Origin of the sequence: Synechococcus lacustris str. Tous, assembly GCF_003011125.1 — a bacterium.
Classification (GTDB): domain Bacteria; phylum Cyanobacteriota; class Cyanobacteriia; order PCC-6307; family Cyanobiaceae; genus Synechococcus_D; species Synechococcus_D lacustris.
On sequence record NZ_PXVC01000079.1, the window covers coordinates 1 to 8,439 of the forward strand.

The window sequence follows — 8,439 nt, forward strand, 5'->3', positions numbered from 1 at the left end:
CTACTACCAAGAGGGAGAAATCCAAGATGTGGCTGATTTCATTGGCGACTCCCTAGAGCTCTCCCGCAAAGCTGCTGCCACCACTGCAGATGTGATTGTTTTTTGCGGTGTGCACTTCATGGCTGAAACGGCAAAAATTCTCAGCCCCGATAAAACAGTGTTGCTGCCCGACCTAAATGCAGGCTGCTCCCTTGCTGATGGCTGCACCCCTGAACAATTTGGCCAATTTCGCGCCCAATACCCAAATCATGTGGTGATTAGCTACATAAACTGCTCGGCAGCAATCAAGGCCCAGAGCGACCTGATTTGTACCAGYAGCAATGCCGTAGCAATGGTGGAATCGGTTCCCAAAGGCAGGGGAATCGTGTTTGCACCAGATCAAAATTTAGGCCGRTGGGTAGAGAAACAAACAGATCGYGAGCTTGTGCTTTGGCCAGGCAGCTGCGTAGTGCATGAAACATTCAGCGAAGARGCGGTTTTAAAGCTGAAGGCAGCCCATTCAGAAGCCGAGGTGATCGCCCATCCCGAATGCCAAAACCACCTGCTGGATTTAGCTGATTTCATYGGCTCCACCAGCAAATTGTTGGCCCACAGYCAAACGAGTTCAGCCCCGGAATTCATTGTTCTCACTGAACCGGGCATCCTGCATCAAATGCGCAAAGCAATGCCTGAAAAGGTTTTCCATGAGGTGCCCGGCCTAGAYGGCTGCAGTTGTAATGCCTGCCCTTATATGCGCCTRAATAGCYTAGAAAAGTTAGAAAACTGCCTAATAAATCTCAGCCCAAGCATCAAGATCGAGGAGGATTTACGCCTCAAAGCCCTGGCACCAATCAAAAAGATGCTGGAGCTAAGCAAATAAAGTGTCCTGCAATGCTGGTGTAGTKCCTTTTRATTGCTTWAATGGCGGCAAAAGGATTTGCTTTAAGTAATGGGCAATCGCCGAAGGGGCAGCACTGGGCTTGTTGAACCAGTTGTCCCAGCTCCTAAGCGGCGCCMGGCGGGCCAGCAGGTTGCAARRGCTTCCAGCAATAAACARCGGYCAAAAACCARTATCAAGTCTGGTCGTCGCCCCAGAAGYGAACTAAAAACKGCTTCCTTRAAACGTCGCCTCAGCTGGGTGGGMTGGAGTGCCATTGGCTTACCCCTGGCAGCTCTTACTTTTCTTGTGGCAATTGCCCCARATAGCAACCGTCGCACCACAACRCCCGCTGCCCAGGGATCGCTTRTGGGCATGAATGCCAGCAAYGAAAGCTTCCAATWCCTGCCAGATCAAGAGGTTTTTGCCCTCAATTTTGATCCGCGCAAGGTGAGTTTCGGCATGCTGGAAGGTTGGGATCGGGAGCAGGAGGCCTACAACGACACCAAGGCGCTCGCTTTTGTGAGTGGGCCCATGTATGAGCGCTACAACGATCCAGGCCAGGAGGTAACAGTTCCCCTTGGGGACATAAAACTGGGTAACCAGATCTGGCGAGGCCGAAACCGCAGTGCCGCTAAACAGCGCGCTTTCATGGGGATAACCCACCAGGGCAGGGTTGATTTTGGCTTTGGTGAATTAACAGATGCCAGGGCTGGGGAATACGAAACCTTTATTGGTGGTTTGCACTCCCTCTACAACGACATCCAATCGCCGCCAAGGGAATACAAGGGGGCCTACAGCGTGAGCATGGGTCAGCAGATTCGCTACTTCCTCCCCCGGGTGCGCATGGTGATTGGCTTGCGCGGTGATGGCAGGCTTGAAGTGTTCATGAGTAGAGATGGGCTAACCCTTGAGCAAACCAAGGAGCTCTCCCGCAGCAGGGGCTTGGTTGCTGCCTACATGCCCGACCACGCTTCCAAAAGCCGTTTCATTATTCCTGGGGTGAAAGGTTTTAGCGAAGAAGATGCCAACTGGATAAGCGGCGGCGCCACCAGTTTTGTGCATGTGCCATACATGCTCAAACTCGAGCCAAGGGCATTTCATTTACAAGGCAATCTCCTTGCAAACCTCAGTCCCATGGGTAGGGGCTCCGGTTGCGGCAATCCCTTGGATTGCAGCTTCAAATTGGGTGGCCAGGTAATGGATAGGGCCATGGCAGGTTTAAACCGCTTGATGGAAAAAGGTGTGGTGCCGATTGCACGCCTATTTTGGTCGCCCTCTAAAACCCAAACCGCCACTCGCCCCGCCAGTGGCGCTCCAATGCGGGAGCCACCAATCACCGCTGATCCAGCCCTTGCGCTCAATGCAGCAACACCGCCACGGGCCCCTGAATTACCAGGCTCTGGGGTGGGTTTAGGTGACCCCGTAATCCCAGCCCCGATGGCACCAGACCTACCCGCACCAGAAACCTATGGAACGGGTTCAGCGCCTGCAGACAAACAAGCCGTATACGACCCTGCTCTTTCAATCACAGCCGGCAGTGACAATCGGCTCGCGCCAGCACCGCCAGTGCTACCACCCGCCAACCCACCGGCGCTGCAATAAATCAATTTTTAGATAGCTTCAGCAAGGGCGCGCACCACATCGCCGCGGGTTAGCACCCCAACGGGCATTCCTTCTGGGTTTAACACAAACAACCGTTGGGTTTTGCCGTTGTGCAGCAGCTTGGCAGCCTGGGGCAGTGGTAAATCCAGAGCACAGGTATGGGGGTGGCGATTGATTAAATCCTCCACAAAATTACCCAAAACTTGATGCACTTCCTTATCCCATTGGAGTGGATTTTTTAGATAAATCACACTGTCGAGCAAAAGCACATAGGGACCAGCTTCAAATCCACTTTCACGAACCATGAGATCCTGTTCGCTGAGCTCCCCCAGCAGCTCTCCCTTGGCACCCACCACCGGCAAGGCGCTGATGTGATGTTGGTTGAGCAGGGCAACAGCTTCCTGCAATGGGGTATCAGCCTGCACAGTGAACAAAGGAGAAGTCATCACCTCCGATACCAAGCGCTGCATCACCATGGAAAACCGTTCTCTTTGAGGCATTCTGCAGGGCAATGACCCCCGTGTTCCTTCGCCGGCTTGCCGATGCCCTAACCCTTGCCAGGGCACTGCTGGGGTTACCGCTGATTTWTGCCTTAGCTGAAGGCAAGCAGAGCCTTGCTTGGGTACTTTTACTGCTTGGCGGCCTAAGCGATTGGGCCGATGGCTGGCTGGCTCGCCGGGCTGGGGGCGGCAGCAGYTGGGGGGCCCAGTTGGATCCCCTCAGCGACAAAATTTTGTTGCTGGCACCATTGCTTTGGCTCGCAGAGCAACAAAAATTGCCCCTGTGGGCCCTATGGCTGCTTTTGGGCCGTGAACTTTTGATTACCGGCTGGCGCCAGGGGCAAGCAGACGGTGGCGCCGCTTCATGGTTGGGGAAGGCCAAAACGATGCTGCTTTTTTGTTCCCTKCTATTGATGCTTTGGCCCACAGCATGGGTTACAACCCAATTGGTCAACTCCATCCATGGGGTGGGCTGGTGCTTGTTTTGGCCTTCCTTGGTGCTTGCCGTTAATTCAGCCCTTGGTTACCTAAACGCTTCAAGCTCCCCATAGGGGWGCATCAACACTGCTATCAAGTTGAGCTGGGGGCCTTTTGCTGTAGTCGTTTTGGTAGCTATCAGCCAAGCCGGCTTCCAAATCAAAGCGCTGACTCCAAGCCAATTCCCGTTCAACCCTTTGCACATCAACTAGGAAATGATTTAGGCGCAGGGGGAAGGCCTTTCTGGCCTTGGGATCAAGGTTTGATGGATCAAAACTRCGCAACTCCACGCTATCGGGATCGCGGCCGCAGGCCCTTGCGGCCGCAGCCACCAAGCCCTTGAAAGTGACGCCTTTTCTGCCAGTGCAGTTGTAGATCCGGTTTGTGGCTGCATCCACCTCAAGGCAGCGGGCCATGGCAAGGGCTAAATCATCCACATGGCCCAATTGGGTAATGGTGGARCCATCACCTGGCAGTGGCACGGGCAAATTCCCACAGATGCGGTCGAAAAACCAACTCTCAACTGGGTTGTAGTTGCCGGGMCCGTAGATGTAGGTGGGCCTAAAACTGGTAAAAGGAATGCCCTCTTGCCGCAACCAATTTTCGGTGTGGGCTTTACCGCCATGGCGGCTGGCTGGATCCAAGGGGGAGTTTTCATYCAAAGGCCAAAGCTCACTAGCTGCATAAACACCAGCGGAGCTCACGTAAACCAAGCGATGGGATGGGGCCGAGGTGCAGGCCAACACCGCCTGGGTATCCACCAGATTGCGGCCAGAGCTATCGATAATCACATCAAATTTGCGACCCTTAAGGGGAGCAAGGTGGCTGGCTTCAGAGCGATCACCACTGAAATGCTCCACCCCTTCGGGCACGGGCTGGCGGCCGCGGGTGAACAGGCTTAGTTGATGGCCGGCGGCCATCAACAGCTGCACCAAGGGTTTACCAACAAAACGGGTGCCGCCCATAACCAGAATGCGCATTTTTAGCCTTGCTGAACTGTTGCCATCCTCCCCTGGCGAGAATGGTGAAACCAAAATGCATGCCATGCAAATAATTCCAGCAATCGACCTTCTTGATGGCCAATGCGTGCGCCTGCATCAAGGCGACTACAACTTGGTTACCCACTTCAGTGCCGATCCAATCAGCCAAGCCCTCGCCTGGCAAGAACAGGGGGCGAAATTGCTTCACTTGGTAGACCTAGATGGCGCCCGCAGCGGCGAAGCCACCAATCACCCCCTAGTGCAGCGAATCACAGCGGCGCTGGAAATTCCGGTGCAACTTGGCGGTGGTGTGCGMAGCATCGAAAGAGCAGAACAACTACTGGCCTGCGGCCTAGATCGGGTAATACTCGGCACCGTTGCAGTTGAGCAACCTGAACTTGTTTATGAGCTAGCCCAGCGCTATMCCCAAAAAATAGTGGTGGGGATCGATGCCAGAAACGGTTTGGTGGCAACCCGCGGCTGGACAACCGCAAGCGAGCTGCCAGCAACGGAATTAGCAAAAAAATTTGATGGCATYGGTTTAGCTGCCTTGATATGCACAGACATCGCCACCGATGGCACCCTTGCCGGACCAAATCTTGAATTTCTGCGGGCCATGGCCCAAGCCAGCAGCACTCCGATTATTGCCTCCGGCGGCATAGGTGAATTGTTGGATCTAATGAGTTTGTTGCCTTTGGAATTGGAAGGGGTAGTTGGCGTAATTGTGGGGAGGGCGCTCTACAACGGCAGTGTGAACTTAAAAGAAGCCCAATTAGCCATTGGAGAAGCTCGCCTCCAAGACCTGCCGATAAACGCAGCGATTGAAAGGCCTTGCTAAGCCCATATCATGGAGTTATGGCAAGGCAACCAAATCCAACAAACCTAGAAGGTGCATATCAAAGTTGCCGCAGCCAAGGTTTGCGGCTTAGCCGGCAGCGCAAACTAGTTTTAGAAATCCTCTGGCGCAGCGGTGATCATTTGAGTGCCAGGGAAATATTTGAGCAGCTGAATGCAAATGGAAGGCGCATTGGTCACACATCYGTTTATCAAAATCTTGAATCCCTCAGGGCCCATGGCGTAATTGAGTGCCTTGAGAAAGCCCAGGGCCGGCTCTATGGCCACCGCTCAGATCCCCAYAGCCACCTCACCTGCCTTGAGAGTGGCAGCATCCACGATCTGGATATCGAATTGCCTGCGGAGCTCCTAAACGCGATCGAAGCAAACACCGGTTTTAAAATCGAAAGCTACAGCCTGCTGTTGCAGGGAAGAGCAAAATCAAAATGAGCCAATTAATAGCTAACAAAGCCATCCTTATTATTGGCGAAAAATGGCAAGCCCAAGCCTTAACAGAACAACTCAAAAGAGATCAGCCAAACTGGCGACTAGATCTCTCATCTAGATCCACAGAAGCAGAAGAAGATAATATATCAAACAAGAACAAGCTTAAATACCAGTTGATCTGCTGGCTACTGCAAGAAGGAACAACAACTGAAACCTTAAGTTGGGAGTTGAATCAATTAAAAACAAGGGAGCCAGAAGCAGCCCTGTTGCTGATAATAAATAACAGTGSTTTTTTTAAGCGGGATTTATTGCTGCAACTACCKCTTGATGGATTGCTAGAACAGCCCAGCCTCACTGAGATAAATGAAGCGATTGAACTAATTACAAATGGAGGCAGGGTTTTTAGGATTTCAGAAGCTGTGCAAYCCTCCTCAGCAAAACCCTCCAAYCTGGGYMTAAAGCAATGGTTTTTACTGAGCGGTTTGGATCAAATCAACGCAGAAGTTAATGCCCTAAACCATAGGCTTGAGATATTTCCCCAAGGGGGACTGCAAAGACTTGTAACAGCAGGAAGATTGCGTGAATTAAATATGGCTCGAAAATTACTTTATACAATTTGGGGCTCAGCAARCCCTATTCATCAATTYAARYCRAAGCCYAAMCAGGAACGCTTGCAAATATATTTACCCAAACGYGGCGGCAATGATATTTTAAATCAATTGCAAATCGAGCTAGCTAAAGAGTTTGGCTCCTGCTCCAATTTTGAAACAGGTTATCTGTTGGCCCTGGAGGCACTCCTCCCAGAGCGGCGCTTGAACCTTTTTGAAAGCCTGCTGCAAGAATTCAAACAATTGCTAGAAAAATTATCTACGCAAAACTGCTTAGCTCTAACAACAATCCCATCTGGCGACCAACCSGCAWCAGATCCATGGGTTCAGCAGCAATCCCTACTGCGCCAGAGGGCACTAATGAAATTGGTGGGTGCCTACACCCAGCTACCCARGGAAGGCAGCTTGCTCCCCTTAGCCGAAACACTTATCGGTTCAGCAAATCTTGATGGAGAGGAACCTGAACTCTGTTCCTTATATCCAATCTTGATTGCATTAATTGAAGGCAAACCATTACTTATAGATGGAAAGCTAATGGCAGCAGATCAACCATTTGCATTGTTACACCTGCAAACATTAGTTAGCAATTGGTTATTGCGTAATGGTGAGCGCATTGCCAAGGAAGTGTTAGAAGCTTGCAGCAATTGGCCTGAGCTACGCCGCACAATGCTGCCCCTAGAACTATTGCCCACCCGTGAATTAGACCGTTTGCGAAATAAAATAAATTCTTTAGAGCGTTGGCAAAATTTATTTGTTCGCCCCGTTTCAATATATGAAAGCAAAAGGGTATTTTACAGCCTCCGTTCTGGTAAATTCGTTAGCCAGGTTTTGATTGAACCACGGGATAATGAACTAAAAACTCTTTTATGGTGGCAGCAAGCGATAACCATTTTGCTGGAAACTAGGGACGCATTGGCACCTCAGCTGGAGATTCTAATCAATCGTTTTGGTTCCTTAATGGTGTTGCTGCTCACTAGGGTTCTTGGTCGTGCCATCGGTTTAATCGGGCGAGGTATCATGCAAGGGCTCGGCAAGGGTATGCAAAACTCAAACCTCAGTGCTGAAAAATCTTGAAACAAGCTTTCCTGCCATCCAGGCTATTAAATCTTATTTTTAGCTGCTTTTTATTTGGGCTAATATTTTTACTAACCCCTGATCAAACCCGGGCTGATCGTGATACCAACAGTTACGACGGTAATATTTTTGCACTTTATGCTGGCAACGGTGCGTTGGTGCCGCCAAGCATAAGTCTCGAAGCGGCCATTAAAGAGAAACGTTCGATTCTTTTGGCCTTCTACCTAGACGACAGCAGCGCTAGTAAACATTTTGCCCCCCTACTTTCAGATCTCCAGGGTAGATGGGCTAGGGATGTGGAAATAATTGCCCTCACAAGTGATCCCTATGAAGTAAATCCAAATGCTCCGGTTGATTCGCCAAACCACTACTGGAGCGGCAGCATCCCACAAATCCTTGTGCTGGATGCAAACGCCAAGATTTTGTATAACAGCCAAGGCAATATGGATGAAAAAGAAATTGAAACAGCCCTTGCTCTAGCCACAGGTAGGCCAGCMACTCAAGGCTCAAGAAGCAGTAAAAGCTTCAATGAATACAACACTGAATACGGTTCTTAGCTTAAAGTTTTAGCTATTTATTCTTAAATAAATTTACCTAGGAATACGTCGCCAAAATCATCGTTAAAAACATGGTCACCAAGGCTTTCCAATTCGGAATCACTTCTACCAGCGAGCCGGTGCAAATGATGGCGCACAACGGTGGCCTTAGTGAGTTCATGGCCATTGCTTCCAGCAAGCTTGATCAACTCTTCATGGCTGCGGGCAGCTCGAACCTGCTCTGAAAGGCTTTGGCTCTTGCGGGCTTCAGCCAGAAAGAGGTCAAGATTTGCCTGGCTCATGATTTAACTGGGTAACAATTTCGAATAAGTTTACCAAATTTCCAGTTCGGATTTTGCGCTGGCGTAAATGTCGTCTGCATGACCAAAATCCAGTTCATGGGTTTTAGCTATGGCTAGTAACTCCTCTAAATCTGCAGTTTCAAGGGTTTTTTGAAGGCTGGGATCAACCTTTGCCTTTTCTAAAAAGCTTGAAACCACAGGATCTGGGTTACCTAGGGGC

At 50.6% G+C, this 8,439-nt stretch carries 11 protein-coding genes; 7 read left to right on the top strand and 4 right to left on the bottom strand.

Going from position 1 to position 8,439, the window contains the following annotated elements:
• Both nadA and C7K08_RS11510 read left to right on the top strand, forming a co-directional pair.
• The coding region (nadA, locus tag C7K08_RS11505; RefSeq protein WP_106500750.1) for a quinolinate synthase NadA at nucleotides 1-859 on the top strand (859 nt) is incomplete at its 5' end.
• A 372-nt stretch (nucleotides 860-1,231) separates the two neighbouring features.
• Nucleotides 1,232-2,461, top strand: a complete 1,230-nt coding sequence (locus tag C7K08_RS11510) for a hypothetical protein (RefSeq protein ID WP_241537231.1) — start codon at nucleotides 1,232-1,234, stop codon at nucleotides 2,459-2,461.
• 8 nt (nucleotides 2,462-2,469) lie between these two features.
• Here the strand turns inward: C7K08_RS11510 and C7K08_RS11515 are convergent, their stop codons facing one another.
• Entirely contained in the window at nucleotides 2,470-2,937 is a 468-nt protein-coding gene (locus tag C7K08_RS11515) for a CBS domain-containing protein (protein ID WP_106500751.1), read from the bottom strand.
• A 35-nt stretch (nucleotides 2,938-2,972) separates the two neighbouring features.
• On the opposite strand from C7K08_RS11515, the gene C7K08_RS11520 reads away from it, so the two are divergent.
• On the top strand, nucleotides 2,973-3,512 hold the full coding sequence (locus C7K08_RS11520; RefSeq protein ID WP_106500752.1) for a CDP-alcohol phosphatidyltransferase family protein: 540 nt from the start codon (nucleotides 2,973-2,975) through the stop codon (nucleotides 3,510-3,512).
• Here C7K08_RS11520 and C7K08_RS11525 read toward each other — a convergent pair.
• A complete protein-coding gene (locus C7K08_RS11525; RefSeq protein WP_106500758.1) occupies nucleotides 3,498-4,418 on the bottom strand; it encodes an NAD-dependent epimerase/dehydratase family protein in 921 nt (306 codons plus the stop codon). The two genes, C7K08_RS11520 and C7K08_RS11525, sit on opposite strands and share 15 nt — an antisense overlap.
• 64 nt (nucleotides 4,419-4,482) lie before the next feature.
• On the opposite strand from C7K08_RS11525, the gene hisA reads away from it, so the two are divergent.
• The 4 genes from hisA to C7K08_RS11545 are packed head-to-tail and all read left to right on the top strand — an operon-like array spanning nucleotide 4,483 to nucleotide 7,938.
• Nucleotides 4,483-5,256 (top strand): 1-(5-phosphoribosyl)-5-[(5-phosphoribosylamino)methylideneamino]imidazole-4-carboxamide isomerase, encoded by a 774-nt coding sequence (gene hisA / locus C7K08_RS11530; RefSeq protein WP_106500759.1) that lies wholly within the window; start codon nucleotides 4,483-4,485, stop codon nucleotides 5,254-5,256.
• A 17-nt stretch (nucleotides 5,257-5,273) separates the two neighbouring features.
• Nucleotides 5,274-5,702, top strand: a complete 429-nt coding sequence (locus C7K08_RS11535) for a Fur family transcriptional regulator (protein ID WP_106500753.1) — start codon at nucleotides 5,274-5,276, stop codon at nucleotides 5,700-5,702.
• Complete coding sequence (locus C7K08_RS11540; protein WP_106500754.1) at nucleotides 5,699-7,381, top strand: DUF3685 domain-containing protein; 1,683 nt, start codon at nucleotides 5,699-5,701, stop codon at nucleotides 7,379-7,381. Before C7K08_RS11535 ends, C7K08_RS11540 begins: the two co-directional genes overlap by 4 nt.
• Nucleotides 7,378-7,938, top strand: a complete 561-nt coding sequence (locus tag C7K08_RS11545) for a thylakoid membrane photosystem I accumulation factor (protein WP_106500755.1) — start codon at nucleotides 7,378-7,380, stop codon at nucleotides 7,936-7,938. The genes C7K08_RS11540 and C7K08_RS11545 overlap by 4 nt, the downstream gene beginning before the upstream one ends.
• 23 nt (nucleotides 7,939-7,961) lie before the next feature.
• On the opposite strand, the gene C7K08_RS11550 is transcribed toward C7K08_RS11545, so the two are convergent.
• Complete coding sequence (locus tag C7K08_RS11550; protein WP_106500756.1) at nucleotides 7,962-8,219, bottom strand: Nif11-like leader peptide family natural product precursor; 258 nt, start codon at nucleotides 8,217-8,219, stop codon at nucleotides 7,962-7,964.
• 30 nt (nucleotides 8,220-8,249) lie between these two features.
• The coding region (locus tag C7K08_RS11555) for a Nif11-like leader peptide family natural product precursor (protein ID WP_117434646.1) at nucleotides 8,250-8,439 on the bottom strand (190 nt) is incomplete at its 5' end.

What these genes read in the sequence shown, in the direction of transcription:
- C7K08_RS11515 (WP_106500751.1), bottom strand. Translation starts at nt 2,937, where the DNA reads ATGGTGATGCAGCGCTTGGTATCGGAGGTGATGACTTCTCCTTTGTTC.
- C7K08_RS11550 (WP_106500756.1), bottom strand. Translation starts at nt 8,219, where the DNA reads ATGAGCCAGGCAAATCTTGACCTCTTTCTGGCTGAAGCCCGCAAGAGC.